This is a genomic window from Nocardia elegans NBRC 108235 (genome assembly GCF_001612845.1).
Lineage (GTDB): Bacteria > Actinomycetota > Actinomycetes > Mycobacteriales > Mycobacteriaceae > Nocardia > Nocardia nova.
Window position 1 is genome coordinate 1 of sequence record NZ_BDBF01000027.1, and the last position, 25,046, is coordinate 25,046.

Sequence of the window (25,046 nt, forward strand, 5' to 3'; positions counted from 1 at the left end):
GAGCCGCTCGGCGTGGCCGTGCACCCGCCGCGCGATCGCGCGCAGCCCGTCGGCGCCGTGGTAGGAGGCATACATCGCGGCCACGATCGCGAGCAGCACCTGCGCGGTGCAGATGTTCGAGGTCGCCTTCTCGCGGCGGATGTGCTGTTCGCGGGTCTGCAGCGCGAGCCGGTAGGCGCGGTCCCCGTCGGCGTCCACGGAAACGCCGACCAGCCGGCCCGGCAGTTGCCGCGCGTGTGCGGTGCGCACCGCGAGATATCCGGCGTGCGGACCGCCGAAGCCGAGTGGGACACCGAACCGCTGGGTGGTGCCGAAGCATACGTCGGCGCCCTGCTCCCCGGGCGGGGCGATGAGCGTCAGCGCCAGCAGATCGGCGCCGACCGCGACCAGCGCGCCCCGCGCATGCGCCGCGGCGATCACCGCGGTCGGGTCCGCGATCCGGCCGGAGGCGCCCGGCGTCTGCAGGACCACGCCGAAGAAGTCGCCCTCGGGCAGTTCGCCGGAACTCAGATCCGCCTCGACCAAGGTGATGCCGAGCGGTTCGGCCCGGGTGGTCAGCACGGTTCGGGTCTGCGGGAACAGGTCGGCATCGATGAGCAGCCGCTGGGAGCTGCTCTTGCGGTTGGCGCGTTGCAGCAGCGTCATCGCCTCGGCGGCGGCGGTGGCCTCGTCCAGCATGGAGGCGTTGGCCACCTCCATCCCGGTCAGATCGGAGACCATCGTCTGGAAGTTCAGCAGCGCTTCGAGCCGGCCCTGGCTGATCTCGGGCTGATACGGCGTGTACGCGGTGTACCAGGCGGGGTTTTCCAGCAGGTTGCGGACCAGCACCGGCGGGGTCAGGGTGTCGTAGTAACCGAGGCCGATCATCGACGTGGCGACGGTGTTCGAATGTGCCAGCGCCGCAAGTTCGGTGAGTGCGTCGTGTTCGGAGATCGCGGCCGGCAGCGCGTCCAGGCCGGTCTCGCCGGCGGCGTCCAGAATGCTCGCCGGCACGGCACGTGCAGCGAGTTCGTCCATCGACCCGACGCCGACGGTATCGAGGATCCGATCCAGTTCGGTGGTGTCGGGTCCGATGTGGCGGTCGGCGAAACTACGGGTCACGGCAGCTCCAAGGCTCGGGCGGGTCGACCGGCACCCCGGGTGCCACCGTCGACGACTGTCGGCCCTCCCCCTCTGTCGTGGCGCCTGAGAGATTCGGGGTCGCGCGCGATCCCTTTCCCCATGGGCGGGCGGCCCGCATTGTGTGCGGCCGCCGCTTTCCAGAGGCGTCGAACTCCGTACGGTCCCTGATGCCTGAGAGATTGACGGGGAGGTGCTGCTCCTTCGGCGTCCGGGACGGAACCCGGAACTCTCCCGCACGGCGGCGACGCACCCTCAGTCTAAGCGGTGCGCGGTAAACGCCATGTTTCCGACCCAGCTCAGCGCGCAGTCGGCTGCGTCACATTCGACGAGCGACGACTATCCGGTCTTGCGGTTCTCGCGCGCCTTGCGCCGGTAGGCCAATTCGTCCTCGGGCCGGTCGCTCGCCTCGTGGGTTTCGGCGCGTTCGGCCGGGAAGTTGGCGATCGCGCCGGTCAGCTCGCGCATGGCCCCGCTGACGGCGATACCGAAGACGCCCTGACCGCCCTGCAGTAAATCGACGACCTCTTCCGGCGAGGAACATTCGTAGACGGTGGTGCCGTCGGAGAACAGCGTGATCCCGGCCAGATCCTCGACCCCGCGGCTGCGCAGATGATCGACGGCGATGCGGATGTTCTGCAGTGAGATCCCGGCGTCGAGCAGCCGCTTGACGATCTTGAGAACCAGGATGTCCTTGAAGGAGTACAGGCGCTGACTGCCGGAACCGGTGGCGCTGCGAATCGAGGGGACGACGAGCCCGGTGCGGGCCCAGTAGTCGAGCTGCCGGTAGGTGATACCGGCCACCTGGCAGGCGCTGGGAACGCGGTAACCGACCAGCTCGTCGGGCACCGTGTCGTCAGGGAACAGCCCTGGCTGCACGACCGCGGCGGGCCGCGGGTCGGGTGCTGGTTGCTGCGGTCGGTCTCCCACTGCTACTCCCTCACTGCATCGCCGAAGAAGAACAACGGCCTAACTGTCGAGGCTACTCTGTCGATTGTCTCGGCAGCACGGGCATGGAGCCAAACTCCGCGTGCGGCGTGTTTCTCACCCTCTACGTGAGGTATAGAGCACGGTCGAGATCACCTGCCCGCCATACGCGGTCGCCAGTAACCCGGGCGAGAAGCTCAGCTGTCGGTACCTTCCCAGACAGCTCAGCGTCGGTGCCTTCGAAGACAGCTCAGCTGTCGGTGTCTTCGAAGACAGCTCAGCTGTCGGTGGCCTTGAAATCGTCCGGTGACACCGACTCCAGGAATTCCTTGAACTTCTCCACCTCGTCCTCGCGTTCGTCGGGCATCACCAGCCCGGCTTCCTCGAGGACCGGCTCCTCCGCGTAGATCGGGCAACCGACCCGCAAGGCGATAGCTATCGAATCCGACGGACGTGCGGAGATCCGCACGTCGTTGTCGAAGACGAGGTCGGCGTAGAAGGTTCCCTCCTGCAAATCCACGATTCGCACCTCTTTCAAGGTGTGGCCGAGGTCGTGGATCAGGATCTTGATCAGGTCGTGGGTCAGGGGCCGGATCGGGGTCACCCCCTCCTGCTCGAGCACGATGGCGGTCGCCTCGGCCTGACCGATCCAAATGGGCAGATAACGGTCGCCCGACTCTTCACGCAGCAGCAACACGGGCTGGTTCTGGGGCTGCTCGACCCGGATGCCGATCACACGCATTTCACTCATCGCACTGGCCTCCCATACTCGCCGGCCGCCCGCACGAGCCCAGCTGGGCAGGCCGTATCACCGAGTCTAGGCGAAGAATTCAGCCGCCGAGGGAAGCCCGCACCGACGTCTTCACCAAGCTGGTATGCAGCGTCAGCGACAACGCCGCCAACTCGCGTACGGTCTCCTCGGCGCGGGCCCGGGCATCGGCGTCGCGGCTCTTGGCTATCGGCGCGGCGATCTGGGCGATCATGGCCGCCTCCCGGTCCGCTGCCAGCTTGAACGCCCGCAGATGCCGTGCCTCCAAACCGAATTCGCTCATCGCCTGGGCGGTGCGAGCCAAGGTGACGGCCTCGGCGTCGAAGAATCCGGCAGCGCCGGGCGTGATGAGCCCGGCGCGTATCAGTTCGGTGAGAAATTTCTCATCTATCCCGGCCTGCTCCAGCAGATCGGCACGCGTGACGCGCATTTCGTGATCGAGACGCAATTCGTCCGGCGACACCTCGCCGGGCACCACACCCAGCCGCCGGGGCGCCGCGGGGGCGCCCACCGTGCGGGTGGACTCGGGCGCACGCCCCGAGCCGTCCACACCGGCGCCGTCGGCCCGGGCCCGCGCCTCGCGCACACCCAGGGTCGCCGCGCCGCGGTCGATCGCTTCGAGCTGCTCCTTGATCACCTTCAACGGCAGATACTGATCCCGCTGCGCGGTCAGCACGAACTTCAGCCGCTCGACATCGGCGACCGAGAATCTGCGATATCCCGAAGGCGTGCGCTCCGGGCGGATCAGCCCCTCGGATTCGAGGAAGCGGATCTTGGAAATGGTGATGTCCGGAAAATCCGGACGCAGCAGGTCCAGCACGGAGCCGATCGACATTCCTCCGCGTGTCCATTGCGCTGCGCCAGTCATCAGTGGAATCCGCCTCGGCCGTTATGCGCTCGGCTCGTTGACCTGCGGTCGCGGTCCGGTCAGGAAGACCAGCCGGAACTTGCCGATCTGCACCTCGTCACCGTTCTGCAGCTCCGAGGAATCCACCGGCTCCCGGTTGACGTAGGTGCCGTTCAGGCTGCCCACGTCGACGACCTGGAAGGTGTCCTCGTCCTGCCGGAACTCCGCGTGCCGACGGGACACGGTGACATCGTCGAGAAAGATGTCGCTGTCGGGGTGACGGCCCGCCGACGTGGTGGGCTGATCCAACAGGAACCGCGACCCCGCGTTGGGACCGCGCTTGACCACCAGCAGGGCAGCACCCGCGGGCAGCCCCTCGACCCCTTGCACCGGCTGCTCGCCGGTCTGCTCACCGGAGCGCGACGCGTCGACCTCGTTGAGGAAGTCAGCGCGGAACACCGAAGTCGTTTCGGCCGCGCTCTCCCCGTATCCCGGGTCTTTGTTCTCGCTCACCCTTGCTCTCCTCCTCGAACCGATTTTCCGTACCGGTATCCGGCGCCAATTCCGAGCGCACTGCCCTCACCGTCGCCACCCATCGCGACCGGCTGTCGCGCTGTCAGGTGTCACCGGCAAGTTCCGGCAGAGTTCCCGGCACCGGCCGCCGGCACATCTGTTGGCATTGACCGTACCCTGCTCGGCCGCACCCGTGCAGGTAGAACTGGGAAGGCTGACTCAGCCCTCGATAACTCCTTGGTAACCTGCGGCATCGAGCAATGCACCGAGGGCGGTATCGAGTGCCTCGGCGTCGTCGATCTGCAGCTCGAACATCCACCCGTCACCGTAGGGATCGGTGTTCAGCGATTCCGGCTCGGAGTCGAGATCTTCGTTCGCCGCAACGACTTTCGCGTTCAGCGGGGCGTAGATCTCCGAGACGCTCTTGGTCGATTCGACCTCGGCGATCGCCTCGCCGGCCGACACCACGGTGTCGACTGCCGGCAGCTGCACGAACACCACATCACCGAGCTGCGACTGCGCGAAATCGGTGATACCGACCCGCACGCGGTTCGGCGCGATCCGCTGCACCCATTCGTGTTCCTCGGTGTAGCGAAGGTCCTCGGGAAGGTTGGTCACAGGCTGATTCCTCTCACGGGGCGTCCTTTCACGGGTGTCGGCCGACCGGCGTTCGGCACAACTCTATCGACCCGTGCCGACACGGCGGATCGCCACACCCGCTACGAAGTTGCTCGCGGCGCAACAGGTATGGTCCGGGCGACGGCGAAGGCCTTGCGTAGATACAGCAGACCCGTCCACACGTAGACCGCCGTACCCCACCACAGCAGCGCCCAGCCGAAGGCCCGGCCGAAACCGGCCGCCGCCCAATCCATCTGGCCGGCCAGCAGCCACGGCAGCGCCGACATCAGCGCGAAGGTGGCCGCCTTGCCGAGGTAGATGACCTCCGGCGGATCGAGGTTGCGGCGGCGATAGATCGGGAGCGTCGCACTCAAAATAAGGTCGCGGCCGATCAGTACGACGACGAACGGCCACGGCAGGATTCCGCGCACCAGCAGGCCGAGCACGGTGGCGATGAGATACAACCGATCCACCAACGGGTCCAGCAGCGCGCCCAGCCGCGAGTACTGATCGAGCAGCCGCGCCAGCTTTCCGTCGAGGTAGTCGGTGACGCCACTGGCGACCAACAGCGCGAACGCCCAGCCGTCGGCATGCAGGACCAGCAGCAGCCAGAGGAAGACCGGCACGCCGATCAGCCGCAGCACACTCAGCACGTTCGGCACGGTGAGAATGCGGTCGGTCTCCGTGCCGACCTCGGCGTCCGCGGATTCGCGCGCGGGCTCCGAGGGCTCGGAGGCCTGATGGTCGGGGCCGGACCCGCCGGCCGGTCGGTTGCTCACGCCTGTTGCTTACCCGAACCGATCCCGCCGCGCCATTCGGGCACGCCGCGACGGGTGCGGCGGCACGATAGGTTTACCGGTCGCATCCGCCCGGATGGCACACTAGCGAGTGACACAATGAGCCGTAATTCGTTTCATTGTGAACGCGGTGACGAGAGGAAGACATGCCCGACTTCGACTACGACGTGGTGGTGATCGGCTCCGGCTTCGGTGGCAGCGTCAGTGCGCTGCGCCTCACCGAGAAGGGCTATCGGGTGGCCGTTCTGGAATCCGGCCGGCGCTGGCCCGCGGAGTCCATTCCGAATTCGAATTGGAATGTGCGCAAGTCGATCTGGGCGCCGCGCCTGGGCCTGACCGGGCCGCAGCGGATCAGCGTGCTCGGCAAGTGCGCGGTGTTCTCCGCCGCCGGTGTGGGCGGTGGCTCGCTGATCTACGGCAACACCCTCTACGAACCGCTGCCGAACTTCTACACCGACAAGCAGTGGGCCCATATCGCCGACTGGCGCAGTGAACTGTCCCCCTACTACGACCAGGCCAAGCGGATGCTGGGCGTGGCGCCCAATCCGCGGGTGACGCCGGCCGACGAGGTGATCCGTTCCATCGCAGACGATCTCGGCGTGGGTGATACCTATCACCCCACCAACGTCGGCGTGTTCTTCAACGAGGAGCAGCCCGGCGTCGAGGTCGACGACCCCTACTTCGGCGGCGCCGGCCCGCGCCGCAGCGGCTGCATCCACTGCGCGCGCTGCTTCACCGGCTGCCCGCACAACGCCAAGAACACCACTCCCACCAACTACCTGTACCTCGCCGAACAGGCCGGTGCGAAAGTGTTCGAGCTGACCACGGCGACGCGCGTGCGGCCGATGGCGGGCGGCGGCTACGCGATCGAGACGCAGCGCTCGGATCGCTGGGTTCGCAAGGGCCGCAAGACTTTCACCGCCGAACAGGTCGTCTTCGCCGCCGCGGCGCTGGGCACCCAGAAGCTTTTGCACAAGATGCGCGACGACAAGGTGCTGCCGAACCTGTCGCCCCGGCTGGGCGAGCTGACCCGCAGCAACTCCGAGGCCATTCTCAATGTGGTCAGCCGGCAGCGCAGCGATTTCGCCGAGGGCATCGCCATCACGTCCTCGATCCATCCCGAACCCGACACCCACGTCGAGGTCTGCCACTACGGCAAGGGGCAGAACGCGCTGTTCCCGATGTCGGTGCCGATCGTCGACGGCGGCGCGTTCCGGTTCCTGCGCTTCCTGCTGGCCATCGTGCTGCACCCGCTGGTGTTCGCGCGCAGCCTCAACGCCCGCCACGCCTCGGAGAAGTCGGTGATCCTGCTGGTGATGCAGTCGCTGGACAATTCGCTGACCTCGTTCCGCCGCTGGGGACAACTGAAGACCAGACAGGGCACCGGACAACCGAATCCGACCTGGATTCCGCTGGCCCACGAGGTCGGCCGCCGGTTCGGCGAGAAGGTCGACGGCGACGTGCACGGCCTGGTCATGGACGTGTTCAACATCCCCGCCACCGCGCACTACATCGGCGGCTGTGTGATCGGCGAAGGGCCCGAAAGCGGTGTGGTGGACCCGTATCAGCGCGTATTCGGCCATCCCGGACTGCATATCGCCGACGGATCCGCGGTCACCGCGAACCTCGGGGTGAACCCGTCGCTGACGATCACCGCACAGGCCGAACGCGCGATGGCGTTCTGGCCCAACAAGGGTGAACCCGATCCGCGGCCGGAACTGGGCGCCGGCTACCGCCGCATCGACCCGGTCGCCCCCCACTACGCCACCGTGCCCGATACCGCGCCCGGCGCGCTGCGGCTGCCCATCGCGCCGATCGATCCCGCGCCCGCCGAGCGCTGACGGTCTGCATACCGGGCGCCTTCGCCACTGCCCCGCCGGGCGGCGAAGGCGCGCGATATGCCGACACCGGCGCGTCGAAGTCTCCCCCGGACCCGTAGTGCCCCTTATGCTTTCCGGTACCGAGTGTCGACGGAAGGGCGGTCGCCAATGCTCGTGCGAGTGCAGAATGCGGCCGGGACCCTGGCCGAGCGGGTCCTCATCGACTGGTTGCGCACCTGGAAGGGGCCGGGTGACCCGCAGGGTGTGGCAACGGTCAACTGCAGCCTGTTCTACGCCGACCGGCTGCATCAGTTCGATGCGGTGATCTGGACGCGGACCACCTGCGTGGTGATCGAGGCCGAGGCCTTGGTCGAGCGGGTGAGCGGCGACCTCGAGGTCCCGTTGAACGGGCCGTGGCGGGTCGGCGGGCACGTGGTGAGTTTCGAGGGCGGCGATCGCGGCACACCGCTGGACCGCTCCCGCGAGCACACCCACGCCCTGCAGAACTGGCTGGCCGAACGCGGCCTGGGCCAGCGCGTGGTGCAGGGCGTGGTCGTGGTGGTGCCGCCGCACGGGGCCCAGCCGACGATCCGCCAGCTCTGGAACGATCCCGGCTTCCAGGTGGTACTCGGCGACGATCCCCGGCGGCTGGCCGATTGCCTGACCGCGCTCACCTCGCAGGGCCGGGCGCAGTGGACGGTCAACGAGGTCGCGCTGACCTTCCGCGGATTGGGCATTCTGCCGTATCTGCCCGCCCCGCAGGATCTCGTCGCCGAGGGTTTCGGCGGACCGGTGGACACCACGCTGTGGTACGGCGGCCCGCAACAGGCGCAGGCGGAAGCGTTCCTGGAGGAACAGGCCCACGCCGATCAGTCCTACGGGCGCCCCGTCGCGATCACGATGCCCTGGTACAGCCCGTGGAACCTGTATCCGAAGGAGGCGGACCGCATCGATCCCGGCCGGGCGGTGCTGCGCATCCTGCTCGCGATCGGCATGCTCGTCGGCGCCGCCTGGGTGGTCTGGTTCGTGATCTCGCTGGTCCTGAACTTCGGCCCCGGCTGAGCCGGACCGGCGGCGCCCGCCGCGGGCATCCCTCAGGCCGCGGGCGTGCCCGCCGTACGATCGGTGTCCCCTGCGGCATCCTCGCCCGATTCCGCCTGTGCGCCGGCACCGGTCTCGCCGGCGGCCTCCGCCCGGAGCGGCCGGGTCTCGAACCGCATGCGCAGTGCCGTCGTCACCGCCCAGCAGGCGGTCACCGCCGCGACGGCGAACGCGGTGCCGCCGACGACATCGGTCGGATAGTGATAGCCGAGACCCACCATGCCCACCGCCAGGGCCGCCAAGGCGAGCGCGGCGACCATGCCGAGGACGAGGCGCAAGCGCACGGTGGCGGCGACGAGCAGCAAACCCGTTGCGATGGCGACGAATTGGACGGTGTGCCCACTCGGGTAGGCGAGATAGTGCTGTAAATGCCTGTCCCACAGCGGTTTCAAAGCCCAGGTATTGATCGCGACAACCAACTCCGGGACGAGCACCAGAAATCCGGCACCCCACCAGTCGCGCCGGCGGGCACAGTAGAGCACACCGATCAGCAACAGCGGCAACACGATATAGGCGTCGCTGGGCACCACCAGCGCGTCGTAGACGCCGCGATGCGCGTCCAACCCCTCGTGCACGCGATCGTCGATCGCGCGATCGAACGCCGTCGGCCCCCCGTCGGCGGGGAAGCTCAGCGGAACCGTCGCGGTGATCAGCAGGCCGATCAGGGTGACGGTGGCGGCAACGACATGCGCTCGAAATCGAGCGACCGGCGGTGGAGCGGGCACCTGTCGACCATAGCCGCGTCCGCCTACCGCCCCACCGTCACCGGCCGCCGATATCGGGCGTGGGTTCACGCGCCCTGGTGCACGCTCGCGTCGTCGAGCATCGCCGCGCGCAGCATGGCCTCGGGCACGCCGAGCGCTTCGACGAGTGTGGCCGACTCCGGCCGCAACCGGTCCACGAGTTCGTTGACACCGCGCCGCACCGACTTGGCCCGATCCACCGACATGAAGCGGTGCATGATGTACCAGGCCTGATTCTGTTCGATGGTGGAGTACACGAACAGATCGCAGACGGTGTCGGCCAACGCTCGCGCGTCGGGATCCTCGATATCGGCGATGCCCTCGATGAACGCCTCCAGCACCAGCCGGTCGATATGCGCCTCACCAGCGGCGAGGATGTGGTCCTGCGCGTTGTTGAACGCCTCGAACGGCCCGGTCTCCTCGGCCCGCGCGCGCAGCCGGTGCGCGGCGGTGCGGGTCAGATAGTCCTCCCGGTCGGCGAACAGCTGCAGCTGCACCGAACGCCGGGACAGATCGCCCTCGTCGACCCCGTCGTCGGAGCGGTCGCGCAGGCGCTGGATGAGCTGGCGCACACCCGAGGTCTCGCGCACCACGTCGCGGGCCATGGTGGCCGCGAATTTCACCCAGCCGAGAGCGTCGAGATCGCGCACCTCGTCGGAGTAGGCGGTGAGCAGTTCCTTGGCCACCAGCTGGGTCAGCACCACGTTGTCACCTTCGAAGGTGGTGAACACATCGGTGTCGGCCTTCAGGGTGACCAGCCGGTTCTCGGTGAGATAGCCTGCGCCGCCGCAGCATTCGCGACATTCCTGGATGGATCGGGTGGCGTGGCGGGTCTGGGCGACCTTCAGCCCGGCGGCCCGCTTCTCCAGCGCGCGCTGCGCCTCCGGGTCCAGATTCTGCCCGGTCTGCACCAGGTGCATGCGCCGCACCAGATCGTTCTGGGCGAACGCCAGCGCGAACGCGCGCGCGACATGCGGAAACAGCCGGCGCTGATGGCTGCGATAGTCCAGCAGCAGGGTTTCGCTGCCGTCGTCCGGATCGGAGAACTGGCGGCGCTTGTCGCCGTAGCGCAGCGCGATACTCAACGCCACCCGCGCACCGGCGGCGGCCGCGCCACCGACACTGATCCGTCCGCGCACCAGTGTGCCCAGCGTGGTGAAGAACCGGCGGCTCGGGTTCTCGATATCGGAGCGGTAGGTCCCGTCCGGGTCGACGTCGGCGTAGCGGTTGAGCAGGTTCTCCCGCGGGATCCGGACGTGGTCGAATTCGATGCGACCGTTGTCGACCCCGGGCAGACCGCCCTTGAGACCGCAGTCCGAGGTGGTCACCCCGGGCAGGTCGTTGCCCTCCTCGTCGCGGATCGGGACGAGGAAGCAGTGCACGCCCTTGCTCTCGCCGCCGGTGATCAGCTGGGCGAAGACGGCCGCCATCCGGGCGTGTTCGGCGGCGCCGCCGATGTAGTCCTTGCGGGCGGAGGCGGTCGGGCTGTGCACCACGAACTCACCGGTCGCCGGGTCGTAGGTGGCGGTGGTCTCCAGATTCGCCACGTCGCTGCCGTGCCCGGATTCGGTCATCGCGAAACAGCCGAGCAGATCCAGCGACAGCAGGCGTTTGACGATGTCGGTGTGGCGGTCGGTGCCCAGGTTTTCCACCGCGCCGCCGAACAGACCCCACTGCACGCCGGCCTTCACCCACAGCGACAGATCGGTGTAGGCGAGCATCTCCAGGCCGGTGACTGCCCCGCCGGGATCGCCGGTTCCCCCGTGCTCCAGACTGAAACCCTTTTCCGCATAACCGAATTCGGCGATGAGGCGCATCTGGTCCAGTACTCGCGCGCGAGCCTGGCGGTAGTCGAGGTAGGGATCACCGAACAACCGGTCGTCGACCAGCTGCCTTCGCGCCTGTTCGCGGACCTCGCGCCACGGGCCGTCGAGCGCGGCCCGCAGATGGTCGGCGGTCGACTTCCCGTTCTTCGATCTCCCGGTGCTCGATGTCCCGGCCTCCGACTGCGCGGAGTCTGATCTCACGGAAGCTGCTGCTTCAGTACCCGTAGCCGTATCGGTGCCCATGGTTATCGACTGTAGCGGGACCGGGAAGCCACCGGCGATAACCAGCGGTTTGCTCTATTCGCCGCTTCCGGCGGCGTGAGGGAGCTGCCCCCGGGCCGTGCGCCGACTCCGGCTACCGTGTGCAGTGTGACAGATGAGTTGGAGCCCGAACTCGTCCGCACGGGGCCGGAAACCCGGCCGAGTTCGTTGTGGCATCGGGCGATGGGAGCGGTAACCGATCGGCTGGTCGCCCAGCGGCGCGCCACGGTGGACTCGGTGGTCGAGGCACCGGCCCCGCTGAAGCCGATCGATCTCACCGACGACGCCGCCGTAACCGAGGTGCTCGACCTGGCCGAGCGAGTCGGCGAGGTGGTGCTCGCGTCGGGCACCGCCGTGACCGACACCAGCACACAGGTCGAATTCATCGCCGCGACATACGGTTTGGCACAATGCGATATCGACGTGACCTACAACTCGATTCGCATCTCCGCCGATCGGGGTCCGTCGCTGCCACCCGCCAGCACCATGCGGGTGGTGCAGTATCGCTCGCTGGACTTCACTCGCCTGTCGGCCGTCGACCGCCTCACCCGGCGGATCCGCCGCGAGGTGGTGCCGCCTCAGGAGGCGCACGCCGCCCTCGACGCGATCACCACCGCCCCGCACCCCTACAACCGGTGGGTCGCCACCTTCGGCTGGTCGTTGCTGGCCGCGTCCATCGCGCTGTTGCTGGGTGGTGGCGTGCTGGTCGCGGCCGTGAGTTTCGCCACGACGTTGCTGATCGACCGATGCAACCGCGAGCTGAACAAGCGCGGCCTGCCCTTCTTCTTCCAGAACATGATGGGCGGCATCATCGCGACCCTGCCCGCGATACTGCTGCAGACCTTCGCCGAGGGGTTGGAGACCAATCCCAGCGTGATCGTCGCGGCCGGGATCACCGTGCTGCTCAGTGGTTTACAGCTGGTCGGTGCGGTCGAGGACGCGATCACCGGCGCACCGATCACGGCCGCCGCCCGCATGCTGGAAGTGCTGGTCATGACCGGTGCGATCATCGGCGGGGTCGGTTTGGCGCTGCGCGGAGCGCAAGCCTTCGGCGCCCAGGTGCCGCCGATCGACATGTCGCCGTCCTACGACATCACCAATCTGCCGTTGAAGATCACCGCCGGTGCGGTGGCGGCGGCGGCGTTCGCGCTCGCCTGTTATGCCGAGCGCCGGGCCCTCGCCGTCGCCGCCATCAGCGGCGCGGGGATCACCGTGTGCTACCTGTTCGTGCAGCACGCCGGTTTCGGGCCGGTGATCGCGGCCGCGGTCTCGGCGACCGCGATCGGTCTCGCCGGTGGTCTGCTGGCCCGCCGCGCGGTGACGCCCCCGCTGGTCGTCGCCATCGCGGGCATCACTCCGCTGCTTCCCGGTCTCAAGGTCTATCGCGGCCTGTTCGCCCTGATCAACGACGATCTGCTGGTCGGGCTGAATCAGATGTTCGCCGCACTGGTCGTCGGCTGTGCCCTCGGCGGCGGTATCACGCTCGGCGAGTGGTTCGCCCGGTGGCTGCGCCGGCCGCGGATCCTGCGGCGGGTCACCGGGGTGCGCCCCGACGACTTCACCTGAGACCGCCGGGTTCGCGGCCCGGCCTCAGGCCGCGAACCCGATGGAGCGGGCCAGATCGGCCAGCGTCGCATCGAACAGCGCATCCGGGTTGCCTACCGGCATCGGGTAGTTGCCGAAGACTTCGAGGGTGACATGCCCGTACAGCCGGGCCCAGAACTGGATCATCAGATAGGTGACACCCAGGTCCAGCTTCTCGGCCGGGAATTTCTGCCCCGATTCGGCGAGCACGGTGAGCAGTTCGGTCTGGAATCCGATGAGGTCTTCGCGCAGCGCGTGCGGGATCACATCGGTCGGCGGGGTGACGATGTCGTAGGTGGTCAGCAACCGTCCCGCGGCCTCCAGGAAGATGCGGCCGAACGGTTCGTCGAATTGCCGCATGGCGCTGGCCGAACCCCCGGCCGGCGAGGCGAAGACGAGCGTGAACTCGTGGGCATGCGCCAGGGCCCACTGCCGGAAACCCTTGCAGATGGCGAACAGCTGGACCATGCCGTCCTCGGGCAGCTCGGCCACCTGTTCGGCGAGCTCCTGGGCCAGGTCGGCGCAGATATCGCTGCGCAGCGCACCCACCAGGTCGTCGCGGGAGGCGTAGTACCGATACAACGCGGGTGCGGTGATACCCAGCTCACGCGCGATGGCGCGCAGGGTCACCGCCTCGGGTCCCTGCTCCACCAGGAGCGTGCGGGCCACGCGCCGGATGTCGGCGTCGCTGACCGCGGGCATCCGGCCCCGTCGTGCGGCTGTCATGCGTCGTCCTTCGTCGCATGCGCACCGGCCCCGACGTCGCGGGTACGTCGAGGCCGGTACGCACACTGTGTCCTGGGCCGCCGGAGACCGGGGACGCCGAGGGCGCTGCCCCGGCGGCCGCGGCGCTCACTCGTAGGCGACCTGCCAGCTCTTGATTCCGTTCAACCAGCCCGAGCGTAGCCGGACCGGCTCGGAAACCTCACGCAGGTTGGGCATCACGTCGGCGATGGCGTTGAAGATCAGATCCAGCTGCAGCCGGGCCAGGTTGGCGCCGACACAGTAGTGGGTGCCGGTACCGCCGAAACCCACGTGCGGGTTCGGGTTTCGCATGATGTCGAAGTCGAACGGCTTGTCGAAACGTTCCTCGTCGAAGTTCGCCGAGGAGTAGAACAGGCCTACCCGCTGGCCCTTCTTGATGGCCTGACCGCCGATTTCGGTGTCCGACAACGCGGTTCGCTGGAACGCGATGACCGGGGTCGCCCAGCGCACGATCTCGTCGGGCGCGGTGCGCGGCCGCTCGGCCTTGTAGAGCTCCCACTGCGCCGGGTTGTCCACGAAGGCCTTCATGCCGTGGGTGGTGGCGTTGCGGGTGGTCTCGTTACCGGCCACGGCCAGCAGGATGACGAACCACGCGAACTCCTCCGAGCCCAGCGCCTCGCCCTCGATATCGGCGTTGAGCAGCTGGGAGACGATGTCGTCGGCCGGGCATTTGCGCTTCTCCTCGGCGAGGTTCCACGCGTAGCCCATGACCTGGGCGTTGGCCATCTTGTAGCTGTCGGCGTACTCGGGGTCGTCGTAGCCCATCATCTGGTTGGACCACTCGAACAGCTTGCCGCGATCCTCCTGCGGCACGCCGAGCAGTTCGGCGATGGCCTGCAGCGGCAGCTCACAGGCCACCTGCTGGACGAAGTCGCCGCCGCCGGTCTTCTTCGCCTCGTGCACGATCCGCTCGGCCCGCTCGCGCAGCGCGGCCCGCAGGCTCTCCACCGCGCGCGGGGTGAAGCCGCGCGAGATGATCCGGCGCAGCTTGTCGTGCGCCGGCGGATCGGTGTTGACCAGCATGGCTCGCTGGATCTCGATCTCCTCGCGGGTGATCTCGCCGTTGAAGCGGATCACCGCGGTGTTCTCCTGGGTGGAGAAGACCTCGGAGTTCTTCGAGATCTCCTTGATGTCGTCGAGCCGGCTCACCACCCAGTAGCCGCCGTCGTCGAATCCACTCACTCCGTTGGGCTGGTCGACCCACCACACCGGGGCGGTGCGGCGCAGTTCGGCCCATTCGGCCACGGGCAGGCGCTGCGACAGCAGATCGGGGTCGGTGAAATCGAAATCGTGACTGATGGACGGCAGAGACGGCGCGGACACGGTACCTCCTTTGGAACACGTTCCTATGGAGTGAACCACACCACACCCGTTTTGTGAACACCTATTAGTAAATCATGTTCACGCGCTTGTTACGGCGCGCGAGCAAACGGCCGGCACCAGCCCCGACCAGCGCGGACAGTGCACGGGCCGGCCCCACACGAGATCGAGACCGGCCCGGACAAGCACTCAGTCCAGCTGCAGTTGCGGAGAATACAGCTCCAGCCAGGTGTGCAGATCGATGATGCGGTCCAGTCCGGCGCGCATGGAGCTGTCGATGCCGGACGGGTCGTGGGCAACCGCTCGCTGCAGCCACTGCCGATCGATGAGCTCGAACAGGGGTGAATCGTCATCGGCGAGAACGTGTTTCGCCTGCTGCTGCAGCACCGCCGCATAGCCCGGATCCTGCGTCGACGGGTACGGGCTCTTGACCCGCCGCACCACCGATTCCGGCAGCACATGCTCGGCCGCATGCCGCAGCAGGCTCTTCTCCCGGCCGTCGAACGTCTTCAGCGACCACGGGGTGTTGTAGACGTACTCGACCAGGCGGTGGTCGCAGAACGGCACCCGCACCTCGAGGCCGACCGCCATCGACGCGCGGTCCTTACGGTCGAGCAACGTGCGCACGAACCTGGTCAGGTGCAGGTGGCAAACGGTCCGCATCCGGTGTTCGACCTCGGATTCGCCGTCGAGGTGCTCGACCTCGGCCACCGCCGCGCTGTACTGGTCGGCGACGAACTCCTCGAGCCGCAGTCGTTCACGCAGGGCCGGGTTCAGAATCTGCCAGCGGGCGTCGCCGGTCAGGGCACTGTTGAAGGCCAGCCACGGAAAGGTGTCCGCCTTCAGCGCCACCTCGTCGTGGAACCAGCGATACCCGCCGAACACCTCGTCGGCCGACTCCCCCGACAACGCCACGGTCGACTGCTGCCGGATGGCCGCGAACAGCAGGTACAGCGAGGTGTCCATATCGCCGAAACCGACGGGGATGTCGCGGGCGGTGACGACCGCGCGCCGTGCCGCCGGGGCGGCCAGATCCGCCGGATTCAGCATCACGTCGCGATGGGCCGAACGCACCAGCGCGGCCACCTCCCGTACGAACGGCGAGTCCGGGGTGTCGCGCATCTCGTCGGGGACGAAGTTCTGCTCCTGGTTGGCGAAATCCACCGAGAAGGTCCGCAACTGCTCGCCGTCGCGGGCGAGCCGGGCCGCGGCCAGGCCGGTGATCGCGCTCGAATCCAGTCCACCCGAGAGCAGCACGCAGCGCGGCACATCCGAGATGAGCTGGCGATCGACGATGTCGGTCAGCAGCTCACGCACCCGGGCGACGGTCCGTTCCTGGCTGTCGGTGTGCTCGACGGCATGCAGCCGCCAGTAGGTGCGGGGGCGAATTCCGTTGCGGTCCACCGTGATCAGCGTGCCCGGCAGCACCTCTTCCATACCCTTCCACAGCGACCAGCCGGGCTGTTTGGTCATGGCGAACAGCTCGCGCAGGCCGTCCAGGTCGACGGTCGCGGCCGCCAGCGGGTTGGCGAGGATGGCCTTCGGCTCGGAACCGAACAGCACACCGTCGGGGGTCGGGTAGTAGTAGAACGGTTTGATCCCCATCCGGTCGCGCACCATGACCAGCTTCTCGTCGCGCTCGTCCCAGATCGCGAAGGCGTACATGCCGTTGAGGTGGTCGACGACGGACTCACCCCATTGCAGATAGCCGTGCAACACCACCTCGGTGTCGCTGTCGGTGTCGAAGCGGTGGCCGAGTCCGCGCAGCTCCTCGCGCAGTTCCCGGAAGTTGTAGGCCTCCCCCGAGTACACCATCGCGACGTCGCCGGCCGGGGTCGGCACGGTCATCGGCTGCGTCCCGCCCGGCAGGTCGATGATGGCCAGTCGCCGGTGCCCCAGTGCCGCGTGTGTACGAACGAAGGTGCCCCGCCCGTCCGGCCCGCGACAGGCCATGGTTTCGGTCATCGCATCGACAACCCCCTGCTGCCGGGTGAGGTCGTCCGAGAACGCCACCCAGCCCGCGATTCCGCACATTCCGCCGCCTCTCAATAATTAATTAGCTTAGGGAACTATCCGTAAAACCGTTGTAACACAAGGAGTCTCGCGCGCGCCACCACGCGCCCGACTTGTCCGAGCTTGTCCGAACTCGCCGCTTTCGCCCGAATAGTTCACTTCGCCCGCGGCGGGCGAACAACCGGAAACCTCTCGTTCCGCCGCCCCGGGACCGCACCGCCCGAACGCGCCACCACCCCTATCGTCACCCGGCCCCCACTTCGACTACCGGTCGGGTTGCCCTCCGGTAGCCCAACGTGCGAAAGACAACCGCGGATTCACGGTTTCGACGTCGGCGACCGCCATCACCGAATTCAGGGCAAGGAAGTCGAAATGCTCTGTCGACGGCGCGATTACGACGTCGGCATCGGCCGCGCGCACCTGATCGGCGAGCGGTATCCAACTCGTCTCCGGCCCCCACACCAGCCGATAGCCCAGCCGCTCCGCCAGCCGTCGCACCTGAGCGATATCCCAGTCGAGACACGGCGACTCCGAATGCACCCACCCCAGCGCGACCGGGAGTGCATCCTTCACGACCGCCGATCCCGGCGACGCGGGCTGCGGTGCGGCCTGACCCGGGTGGCGCTCCCGAGGGACGTCGCCGATGGTGAATGAACTTCGCCCGCCCGAAGCCGATTGACCTCTACCCGCCCGATGATTTCCCGGCGACGACAACAACCTTGCATCGCAAGCGAAATCGAACGGACGGGCTGATCATCGACTACCGATGCGGGTGTCGCCGCCGCACGCCGGAACTAGTCGAGCTGCAGTAGAGGAAATAGCGGGGCGAGGAAGGGGAAGTTGCGGACGAGAACATCCACGGCCGAGCGCGCACCTGTGCCTGTGCCGCCGAAATTACTACCCTTCCAAGTCACGTTGGTCGAGCCGGCGGTGTAAAAGACCCCCTGCCCGCCATCGCATTGGACGTCGGCCGTATATTGCCCGGCAGAAGTCCCGCTGAAGTCGTACGTATAGGTCAATGTGCTCGGATTCGGTGCCGGGCTCGAGTACTTCACCACGCTATTGATTCTGAACACACACGATTCGCCACTCGCCACATTACCGACCTGGGCGGTAAGCACTGAACCGGAGGTGGAGAAGGTGGCGGCCGCGTTGGCCGCCGCTATGCCGGGCAGAAAAACGATCATGGCCACCGCCGCGAGCACAGCGACGATTCCGCGAGTCGGTAGGCCGGACATCCTATAGCTCCCTTCGGGATAACAATTGATGTCGAATTGTCTTGCCTCAGTGTGAAGAACGCCTTGTTCAGGCATAAGGCTACACCCGGTGTTATCGTGAAACTACAGCCGTTGACGCTTTCTGACAATAGAACAATCTTTGTCGCCGGATTACAAATATGTACGTACGTACTTATTGAATAGCTGGACGCTCGCGTGCCGCTTTATCGCCACAGTCGGTATTGCGCATACCGAGTCCGAGTTCCACACAACACCCCGATCCGGCTCCCCGATGCGCATTGCGCAAGCCGCGGGCGCAGACAGCCCACCACTGCAACAGCCCACTTCATTCGGCCGGTCCGGCACATGATGCGCAGAGCGCGCCGATCACACGGCGGGCAAGCTCTTCGAGACGCAGAACGCGGCGGCGCCGCGCCGTCCCGATTGGGCTTCGCCCCCCTTCAGCGACCGACCGCCGGCGAAGAACCCGGTTCGTCGATCGCCGATCGTCGCTGCGCACACGGCCGCGCGCGGGTTTCTCGTCCGAAAGTTTGATTCCGTCACGCTTGTCGACCGGTATCGTCGGAGGCGAAATTAGGTTACCCATACTTGTCGTCCCACGAAGCGAGGAAAACAGGATCATGCCGGACGCCACCTCCACCGAGCAGCCCGTGCCGTTCTCCGCGCAGATCCGCTCCGCCACCGCCGAACAGCACGAACGCGCCGAGAACTCCACCTTCATGAGCGACATGCTGGGCGGCGCCCTGGACGTCCGGGCGTTCTATCGCTACACCGGCCAGCTCTGGCACATCTACCGGGCGCTCGAGGCGCACTGGGACACCCTCGCCGACGATCCGGTCGCCGGTCCGTTCATCCGGCCCGAACTCGCACGCCTGGCGCATCTCGAGGACGATCTGGCGCATCTGGGCGGGCCGCAGTGGCGCGACGACATCGACGCCCTGCCCGCCACCGCCGAGTACGCCGCCCGCATCACCGAGTGCGCACTGACCTGGCCCGCGGGCTATGTGGCCCACCACTACACCCGCTATCTGGGTGATCTGTCCGGCGGTCAGGTCATTCGGGGCACCGCGGCGAAGCTGTGGCAGCTGCCCAAGCGTGGCGACGGGGTGCGCTTCTACGTGTTCGATCAGATCGCGAACCCGGCCGCTTTCAAGCGCGGCTACCGCACCCTGCTCGACGAACTGGCCGTCGACGATCTGGAGAAGCAGCGAGTACTCGGCGAGTGCCGGCGCGCCTTCGATCTCAACAGTGCCGTATTCGCGGATCTGGCAAGCGAATTCCCGGTCCGCCGCGAAGGCTGAACCGCCCTCGGACACTCTTGGACAATCGACCGGAAGGTTGCCAGCTAGTAGCCAGATGCGTCTCCGAGTTACATCAAAATCGTTGTTACACATACTGATCGGCGCTCCCACGTGGTGACAAGTCCCACACCACAGGGGGCGCCGTGTGGTTGCGGGCGCAACTCGCCGCCAGCTAAAGTTACTCACCAGTTAGGCACGCAGGGGTTCCTACAGCGACCTCGATTCTGATAGAGGCCGATTCGTTCAGTCCGCATCCACCGACGCATGTCGGACGAACAACGTTGTGCGACAACATGTTCGACATGCAAGGAGGGGTTATGGCCACCTATATCGTGACCGGTGGAACGGGTTTTCTGGGACGGCGCGTGATGGAGGGATTGCTCGCCTCCGATTCCGACGCCGTGGTGCACGTGCTCGTACGCGAGGCCTCGGCGGCCAAACTGGCCGAACTCGCGGCCCGATGGAATGCCACCGACCGGGTGTTTCCGCTGGTCGGAGACCTGACGGCCGAGGGATTGGGGCTGGTGGACGAACCGCCGGCCGCACAGCACGTGGTGCATCTGGGCGCGGTCTACGACATGACCGCCGATGAGGAATCCGCCTACGCGGCAAATGTGAACGGCACCCGCGCGGTGATCGCGCTCGCCACCGAACTGGGTGCGATGCTGCACCACGTGTCGTCGGTGGCGGTGGCCGGTGACCATCGGGGCAAATTCTTCGAAGACGATTTCGACCTCGGACAGAATCTCGAATCTCCTTACCACCGAACGAAATTCGCCGCCGAGCGACTGGTCCGCGAAAGCACGGGGCTGCGCTGGCGGGTGTATCGCCCGGCCATCGTGGTCGGCGATTCGCGCACCGGCGAGATGGACAAGATCGACGGTCCGTACTACTTCTTCCCCGCGATCGCGCGGCTGGCCGCGCTCCCGGGCGGGCTGCCGCTGCCGCTGCCGGATCTCGGTGCGACCAATATCGTCCCGGTCGACTACGTCGCGCAGGCCATGGTCGAGCTCATCGGCCGCCCGGGGCTGAACAAGCGCACCTTCCACCTGGTCAACCCGCGTCCGCAGCCGTTCACCGAGATCTACGGCGCGCTGTCGCGAGCAGCCGGCGCACCCGGTGGCATGGGCCCGGTGCCGGGCAGCCACACAGCGCTGGCAACGCTGAACCGGCTGCCCGGTGTCACCGCGGCGCGCGATTTCCTGTTGAGCCAGTTCGGCATTCCCGCCGAGGTCGCCCCGCACACCTCGTTCGCATCGGAATTCGTCTCCGATTCCACCCGGGCGCTGCTGCGCCGCACCGATCTCGAAGTCCCCGCCTTCGACACCTACGCCGAGAATCTGTGGCGGTACTGGCGCGCCCACCTGGATCCCGACCGGGCGCGCCGCCACGGCGGCGGCGACCGGCTGCGCGACCGCATCGTGCTCATCACCGGCGCCTCCTCCGGGATCGGCCTGGCGACCGCGCACGCGGTGGCGCAGCGCGGTGCGAAGGTGCTGATGGTGGCACGCGGGGTCGACGAACTCGAGGCGGCGGCCGCCCAGGTGCGCGAGCAAGGCGGCGACGCCTACAGCTATTCGTGCGACATCACCGACGAGAAGGCGGTCGAACTGCTGGTCAAGCAGGTGCTCGCCGACCATCACCATGTCGACTACGTGGTGAACAACGCCGGGCGTTCGATCCGCCGCTCGGTGCTGAACTCCACCGACCGCATGCACGACTTCGAGCGGACGATGGCCGTCAACTACTTCGGCGCGGTGCGGCTGATCCTGGCTCTGCTGCCGGCCATGCGGGAGCGCCGATTCGGCCACGTGGTCAACATCTCCTCGATCGCGGTGCAGACCAAACTGCCGCGCTTCGCCGCCTACGTGGCGAGCAAATCAGCACTGGACACCTTCAGCGAGATCGCGGCGGTCGAGAACGCCGACGCCGGCATCACCTTCACCTCGGTGCGGATGCCGCTGGTGCGCACCCCGATGATCGCGCCGACCGAGATGTACCGGTCACTGCCGGTGCACAGCCCTGAACAGGCGGCGGCGATCGTGGTGCGCGCACTCGAGGAGCGGCCCGCGCGCATCGACACTCCGATCGGCACCTTCGCCCAGGTCATCGACACGGTCATGCCCTCGGTGAAGAAGGCCATTCTGCACCAAGGCTTCCGGCGGACCGGCGAATCCACCGCGGCCAAGCACGGCCGCGCCGCCGCCGATACGGGCGAGACCGGCGGCCGCAGTCCGCTGCTGGCGCTCGCGCCGGTGGTGCAGCCGCTGATGGGTTTGCCCACCCCCGCGGCTCGGATCGTCAACCGACTGCCCGGCCTGCACTGGTGATCCGCACCTACCACCGGACCCGGTGTCCGGTGGTAGGTTTCGCCGGTGAAACGCAGGCTTCTGCTCGGCGGCGCGATCGTCGTCGTCCTCGCGACAGTGCTGTCTACCGGCACCTACATCCTGATGAATTCGCGGACCTTCCAGGTCGCCGGCCGCTTGGTCCACCGCGTCGCCACCAGCGAAAAGGTCGTCGCGCTGACCATCGACGACGGCCCCACCGACCACACCCCCGCGATTCTGGAAACCCTTGCCGCCGAACATGTTCCGGCCACCTTCTACCTCGTCGGCCGCGACCTGGCAGCCCATCGCGACTACGGGGCGCAGATCGCGGCGGCCGGGCACGAACTCGGTAACCACAGCTACACCCATCGGCGGCTGATCTTCGTCACCCCGGCCACGGTCCGCGACGAGATCGAGCGCACCGACGCCGAAATCGAGCACACGGGATACCACGGCCCGGTGACCTTTCGCCCGCCCTACGGAAAGAAGCTGGTCGCACTCCCCTGGTATCTGTCGCACCACGACCGCACCACCGTCATGTGGGATGTCGAATCCGATTCCACCGGTGGCGCGAGCACCGATGCCATAGTCTCGGAGACGGTGAACCGCGCCCGGCCGGGGTCGATCATTCTGTTGCATGCGATGTACCAGTCGGCCGCGGCGGCAGCGATACCGCGCATCGTCGCGGAACTCCGTTCGCGCGGTTACGGTTTCGTGACCGTCTCGCAACTGATCGCTGGCACGAAACCCACCGGAATGTGACCGAACTCCCCGGGCCGTTTCGGCCAAAACTAGAACGTGTTCTAATAGTCTGTAGGTATGGAGCGACTGACCGGGCTGGATGCCAGCTTTCTGTATTTGGAGACCGACACCCAACTGCTGCACGTGTGCGCGCTGCTGATTCTCGACCCGCCCGCCGACGGGACCGACTACGAATTCACCGCACTGAAGGAGGAACTGGGCCGCCGCCTGCACCTGATCCCCTCCATGCGCCGCCGCGTCCATCGGGTCCCGTTCGACCTCGACCACCCGGTCTGGGTCACCGATAACGACTTCGACCTCGACCGGCACGTCCGCCGCCTCGGGCTGCCCTCCCCCGGCGGACCGAAGGAACTGGCCGAACTCGTCGGCGACATCGCCGCGCAACCGATGGACCGCGCCCGGCCGCTGTGGGAGATGTGGGTGATCGAGGGACTGGCCGACGGCAAGGTCGCCGTGGTGTCGAAATACCATCACGCCGCCGTCGACGGTGTCACCGGCGCCAACATGATGGCGTATCTGTGCGATGCCGAACCGGGTGTGCACTACCCCGATCCGCCGGCCGAGACCGACACGAAGTCCGCCGAACCCAACGATCTCGCCCTCGCGGCCGAGGGGCTGGTGCGGATGCCGGCGAAACTCGGCGTGGTCGGCATGGTGCCGAAGACACTGGGCAAACTGGGCGGGCTGGTGCAGCGCCGTCGCAGCGAGAAACAAGGCATGGCAATTCCGTTCACCGCGCCGCGCACGCCGTTCAACCGCACCATCACCCGCCATCGCAGCGTCGCCTTCACCACGGCCCCGCTCGCCGATATCAAGGAGATCCGGGCGGCGTTCGGGGTGAAGATCAACGATGTCGTCCTCACCGTCATCGCGGGGGCGCTCCGGCAATACCTGAGCGAACACGACGAACTGCCGGACACCTCGCTGATCGCCTCGGTGCCCGTCTCCACCCACGAGACGACGCGGCACGAACGCGGTGTCAACAAGGTGTCGACGCTGTTCACCCAGCTCTACACCGATGTCGAGGATCCGGTGGAACGGCTGCGGCTCATCGCGGAGGCCAACGTCGGCGCCAAGGAGGAACACGAAGTCCTGGGCGCGGACTTCCTGCAGGATTGGGCCGAATACGCGCCGCCGAACACCTTCCGGATCGCGGTGCGCGCCTATTCGTCGTTCAAACTCGCCGAACGGCATCCGGTGGTGCACAACCTGGTGATCTCCAATGTGCCCGGACCGCAGCAGCCGCTGTACTTCCTCGGCTACCGCATCGACGCGCTGTTCCCGTTCGGCCCGGTCTTCCACGGCGCCGGCCTCAACGTCACGGTGCTGTCGGCCAACGGGGATCTCGATTTCGGCTTCATCGCCTGCCGTGAACTGGTTCCCGATCCGGACCGGATGGCCGACGCCGTGCACGACAGCATCTCCGCGTTACTGAAGGCGGCTCAGGCCCAGCGCTGAGCGCCTCAGCTCTCCCGCCGAGCGGCCACCGCCGCGCAGGCCTCGAGGAGCACAGGGACAAAGGCGTCCGCCTCGAGTACACATGCCGCATGTCCGGCCGGTACGAGGAAAATCTCCGCACCGGCGATCATTGTCGCCATCTCCAGCTGCCGGTAGACCGGCAGCGCGCGGTCGTGTGTCGTGATCACCACACCCGTGGGCACCCGCAGGCTCGACAGCCACGGCGAGGAATCGAAGCGCCCCAATTCGGCGATCGCCTGAGTCATCGCCCACCCGCTGGTTGTGCGCAGCTCCGCCAGCGCCCAGCGATCCATTCGACCTGTCTCCCAAGATATTTCGGGCATATGCGGCAGTTTGGTCGCCGCCTCCGCCACTCGGCGCCCCGCCGTCTCGGTCATCACCCCGGCGAGCAGCGCCATCCCGCCGTGGAACAGCCGTTCCCGCCATTTCTCCCGGAAACGGTAGGTCGTCGCGCACAGCACCAGGCCGCCGACGAGGTCCGGGCGCCGATACGCGACCGATTGGGCGACGATGCCGCCCATGGAGTACCCCGCCAGGATCGGCCGGTCCACGCCGGTCACCTCCGCGACGGCGACGACATCATCGGCCAGATCGTCGAGATCGAAACGCGGCGAACGGATTCCGTGCCCGTGCCAGCGCTGGTCGAACAGCACCACCCGATAGTGCTCGGACAACTCCGCCAGGGCCGGGAACCAGTTCAGCATCGCCGTGGTCACCAGACCGTGCAACAGGATCACCGTCGGTGCGCCCTCGGGCCCGGGGATATCGACCAGATAGGTCCGCCCGCGCCCGGGCAGATCCACCATCCGCCCCGCGGGCACCGAGGTCGTGCCCGATACGCGGGTACCGAAGCGCCCACCGGGCGCCTCGCGACCACTGCCCGCCGTCTGCCGCTCCGCCGCCATCGCAACCT

At 67.2% G+C, this 25,046-nt stretch carries 21 protein-coding genes, 1 pseudogene and 1 riboswitch; of the genes and pseudogenes, 7 read left to right on the forward strand and 15 right to left on the reverse strand.

What is annotated here, in order from left to right:
* From NE2_RS19540 to NE2_RS19570, 7 genes and pseudogenes are all read right to left on the reverse strand, one after another.
* Positions 1-1,101: pseudogene (locus tag NE2_RS19540) on the reverse strand (glycine dehydrogenase); the annotation flags it as partial.
* Between the two features lie 169 nt (positions 1,102-1,270).
* A riboswitch (glycine riboswitch) is annotated at positions 1,271-1,366 on the reverse strand.
* A gap of 92 nt (positions 1,367-1,458) precedes the next feature.
* Positions 1,459-2,049 (reverse strand): MerR family transcriptional regulator, encoded by a 591-nt coding sequence (locus tag NE2_RS19545; RefSeq protein ID WP_063028172.1) that lies wholly within the window; start codon positions 2,047-2,049, stop codon positions 1,459-1,461.
* Positions 2,050-2,323: 274 nt separating this feature from the next.
* On the reverse strand, positions 2,324-2,797 hold the full coding sequence (locus tag NE2_RS19550) for a bifunctional nuclease family protein (protein ID WP_030517724.1): 474 nt from the start codon (positions 2,795-2,797) through the stop codon (positions 2,324-2,326).
* A 79-nt stretch (positions 2,798-2,876) separates the two neighbouring features.
* On the reverse strand, positions 2,877-3,650 hold the full coding sequence (gene ftsR / locus NE2_RS19555) for a transcriptional regulator FtsR (RefSeq protein WP_104363541.1): 774 nt from the start codon (positions 3,648-3,650) through the stop codon (positions 2,877-2,879).
* A gap of 54 nt (positions 3,651-3,704) precedes the next feature.
* Positions 3,705-4,175 (reverse strand): oxoglutarate dehydrogenase inhibitor Odhl, encoded by a 471-nt coding sequence (gene odhI, locus NE2_RS19560; protein WP_036500944.1) that lies wholly within the window; start codon positions 4,173-4,175, stop codon positions 3,705-3,707.
* Between the two features lie 219 nt (positions 4,176-4,394).
* Positions 4,395-4,793 (reverse strand): glycine cleavage system protein GcvH, encoded by a 399-nt coding sequence (gene gcvH / locus NE2_RS19565; RefSeq protein WP_063013135.1) that lies wholly within the window; start codon positions 4,791-4,793, stop codon positions 4,395-4,397.
* 101 nt (positions 4,794-4,894) lie between these two features.
* Complete coding sequence (locus NE2_RS19570; protein ID WP_036500985.1) at positions 4,895-5,464, reverse strand: CDP-alcohol phosphatidyltransferase family protein; 570 nt, start codon at positions 5,462-5,464, stop codon at positions 4,895-4,897.
* Between the two features lie 272 nt (positions 5,465-5,736).
* Between NE2_RS19570 and NE2_RS19575 the strand changes: the two genes are divergently transcribed.
* Both NE2_RS19575 and NE2_RS19580 read left to right on the forward strand, forming a co-directional pair.
* Entirely contained in the window at positions 5,737-7,431 is a 1,695-nt protein-coding gene (locus NE2_RS19575) for a GMC oxidoreductase (RefSeq protein WP_063028176.1), read from the forward strand.
* Between the two features lie 159 nt (positions 7,432-7,590).
* Positions 7,591-8,472 carry a nuclease-related domain-containing protein gene (locus NE2_RS19580; protein ID WP_233429829.1) on the forward strand — a complete coding sequence of 294 codons (882 nt, stop codon included), beginning with the start codon at positions 7,591-7,593 and terminating at the stop codon, positions 8,470-8,472.
* Between the two features lie 32 nt (positions 8,473-8,504).
* Here NE2_RS19580 and NE2_RS19585 read toward each other — a convergent pair whose 3' ends face one another.
* A complete protein-coding gene (locus tag NE2_RS19585; protein WP_063909430.1) occupies positions 8,505-9,236 on the reverse strand; it encodes a phosphatase PAP2 family protein in 732 nt (243 codons plus the stop codon).
* Between the two features lie 65 nt (positions 9,237-9,301).
* On the reverse strand, positions 9,302-11,323 hold the full coding sequence (locus tag NE2_RS19590; protein ID WP_084494169.1) for an acyl-CoA dehydrogenase family protein: 2,022 nt from the start codon (positions 11,321-11,323) through the stop codon (positions 9,302-9,304).
* Between the two features lie 201 nt (positions 11,324-11,524).
* Here NE2_RS19590 and NE2_RS19595 point away from each other — a divergent pair, with 201 nt between their 5' ends.
* On the forward strand, positions 11,525-12,907 hold the full coding sequence (locus NE2_RS19595) for a threonine/serine exporter family protein (RefSeq protein ID WP_063013138.1): 1,383 nt from the start codon (positions 11,525-11,527) through the stop codon (positions 12,905-12,907).
* Positions 12,908-12,931: 24 nt separating this feature from the next.
* Here NE2_RS19595 and NE2_RS19600 read toward each other — a convergent pair whose 3' ends face one another.
* From NE2_RS19600 to NE2_RS19620, 5 genes are all read right to left on the reverse strand, one after another.
* Positions 12,932-13,651 carry a TetR/AcrR family transcriptional regulator gene (locus tag NE2_RS19600; protein ID WP_030517733.1) on the reverse strand — a complete coding sequence of 240 codons (720 nt, stop codon included), beginning with the start codon at positions 13,649-13,651 and terminating at the stop codon, positions 12,932-12,934.
* A 126-nt stretch (positions 13,652-13,777) separates the two neighbouring features.
* Positions 13,778-15,013 carry a cytochrome P450 gene (locus tag NE2_RS19605; protein WP_030517734.1) on the reverse strand — a complete coding sequence of 412 codons (1,236 nt, stop codon included), beginning with the start codon at positions 15,011-15,013 and terminating at the stop codon, positions 13,778-13,780.
* A gap of 186 nt (positions 15,014-15,199) precedes the next feature.
* Positions 15,200-17,044 (reverse strand): asparagine synthase (glutamine-hydrolyzing), encoded by a 1,845-nt coding sequence (gene asnB, locus NE2_RS19610; protein WP_063028180.1) that lies wholly within the window; start codon positions 17,042-17,044, stop codon positions 15,200-15,202.
* 243 nt (positions 17,045-17,287) lie between these two features.
* A complete protein-coding gene (locus NE2_RS19615; RefSeq protein WP_233429831.1) occupies positions 17,288-17,596 on the reverse strand; it encodes a hypothetical protein in 309 nt (102 codons plus the stop codon).
* 221 nt (positions 17,597-17,817) lie between these two features.
* On the reverse strand, positions 17,818-18,261 hold the full coding sequence (locus NE2_RS19620) for a hypothetical protein (RefSeq protein WP_063028182.1): 444 nt from the start codon (positions 18,259-18,261) through the stop codon (positions 17,818-17,820).
* 620 nt (positions 18,262-18,881) lie between these two features.
* Here NE2_RS19620 and NE2_RS19625 point away from each other — a divergent pair.
* From NE2_RS19625 to NE2_RS19640, 4 genes are all read left to right on the forward strand, one after another.
* Positions 18,882-19,562 carry a biliverdin-producing heme oxygenase gene (locus NE2_RS19625; protein ID WP_063028185.1) on the forward strand — a complete coding sequence of 227 codons (681 nt, stop codon included), beginning with the start codon at positions 18,882-18,884 and terminating at the stop codon, positions 19,560-19,562.
* A 317-nt stretch (positions 19,563-19,879) separates the two neighbouring features.
* Positions 19,880-21,892, forward strand: coding sequence for an SDR family oxidoreductase (locus tag NE2_RS19630; protein ID WP_063028187.1), 2,013 nt, complete (start codon positions 19,880-19,882; stop codon positions 21,890-21,892).
* 45 nt (positions 21,893-21,937) lie between these two features.
* Positions 21,938-22,654 carry a polysaccharide deacetylase family protein gene (locus NE2_RS19635; RefSeq protein WP_063028189.1) on the forward strand — a complete coding sequence of 239 codons (717 nt, stop codon included), beginning with the start codon at positions 21,938-21,940 and terminating at the stop codon, positions 22,652-22,654.
* A 57-nt stretch (positions 22,655-22,711) separates the two neighbouring features.
* Complete coding sequence (locus NE2_RS19640) at positions 22,712-24,112, forward strand: WS/DGAT/MGAT family O-acyltransferase (protein ID WP_063028191.1); 1,401 nt, start codon at positions 22,712-22,714, stop codon at positions 24,110-24,112.
* A gap of 5 nt (positions 24,113-24,117) precedes the next feature.
* On the opposite strand, the gene NE2_RS19645 is transcribed toward NE2_RS19640, so the two are convergent.
* Positions 24,118-25,038, reverse strand: coding sequence for an alpha/beta fold hydrolase (locus NE2_RS19645; protein WP_063909434.1), 921 nt, complete (start codon positions 25,036-25,038; stop codon positions 24,118-24,120).
* Positions 25,039-25,046 lie beyond the last annotated feature (8 nt).

Excerpts from the sequence above, each read along its gene's own strand:
- NE2_RS19595 (WP_063013138.1), top strand. The coding sequence starts at position 11,525 with ATGGGAGCGGTAACCGATCGGCTGGTCGCCCAGCGGCGCGCCACGGTG.
- NE2_RS19640 (WP_063028191.1), top strand. The coding sequence starts at position 22,712 with ATGGAGCGACTGACCGGGCTGGATGCCAGCTTTCTGTATTTGGAGACC.
- asnB (WP_063028180.1), bottom strand. The coding sequence starts at position 17,044 with ATGTGCGGAATCGCGGGCTGGGTGGCGTTCTCGGACGACCTCACCCGG.
- NE2_RS19600 (WP_030517733.1), bottom strand. The coding sequence starts at position 13,651 with ATGACAGCCGCACGACGGGGCCGGATGCCCGCGGTCAGCGACGCCGAC.
- ftsR (WP_104363541.1), bottom strand. The coding sequence starts at position 3,650 with ATGTCGATCGGCTCCGTGCTGGACCTGCTGCGTCCGGATTTTCCGGAC.
- NE2_RS19550 (WP_030517724.1), bottom strand. The coding sequence starts at position 2,797 with ATGAGTGAAATGCGTGTGATCGGCATCCGGGTCGAGCAGCCCCAGAAC.
- NE2_RS19590 (WP_084494169.1), bottom strand. The coding sequence starts at position 11,323 with ATGGGCACCGATACGGCTACGGGTACTGAAGCAGCAGCTTCCGTGAGA.
- NE2_RS19625 (WP_063028185.1), top strand. The coding sequence starts at position 18,882 with ATGCCGGACGCCACCTCCACCGAGCAGCCCGTGCCGTTCTCCGCGCAG.
- NE2_RS19620 (WP_063028182.1), bottom strand. The coding sequence starts at position 18,261 with ATGTCCGGCCTACCGACTCGCGGAATCGTCGCTGTGCTCGCGGCGGTG.
- NE2_RS19630 (WP_063028187.1), top strand. The coding sequence starts at position 19,880 with ATGGCCACCTATATCGTGACCGGTGGAACGGGTTTTCTGGGACGGCGC.
- NE2_RS19575 (WP_063028176.1), top strand. The coding sequence starts at position 5,737 with ATGCCCGACTTCGACTACGACGTGGTGGTGATCGGCTCCGGCTTCGGT.
- NE2_RS19645 (WP_063909434.1), bottom strand. The coding sequence starts at position 25,038 with ATGGCGGCGGAGCGGCAGACGGCGGGCAGTGGTCGCGAGGCGCCCGGT.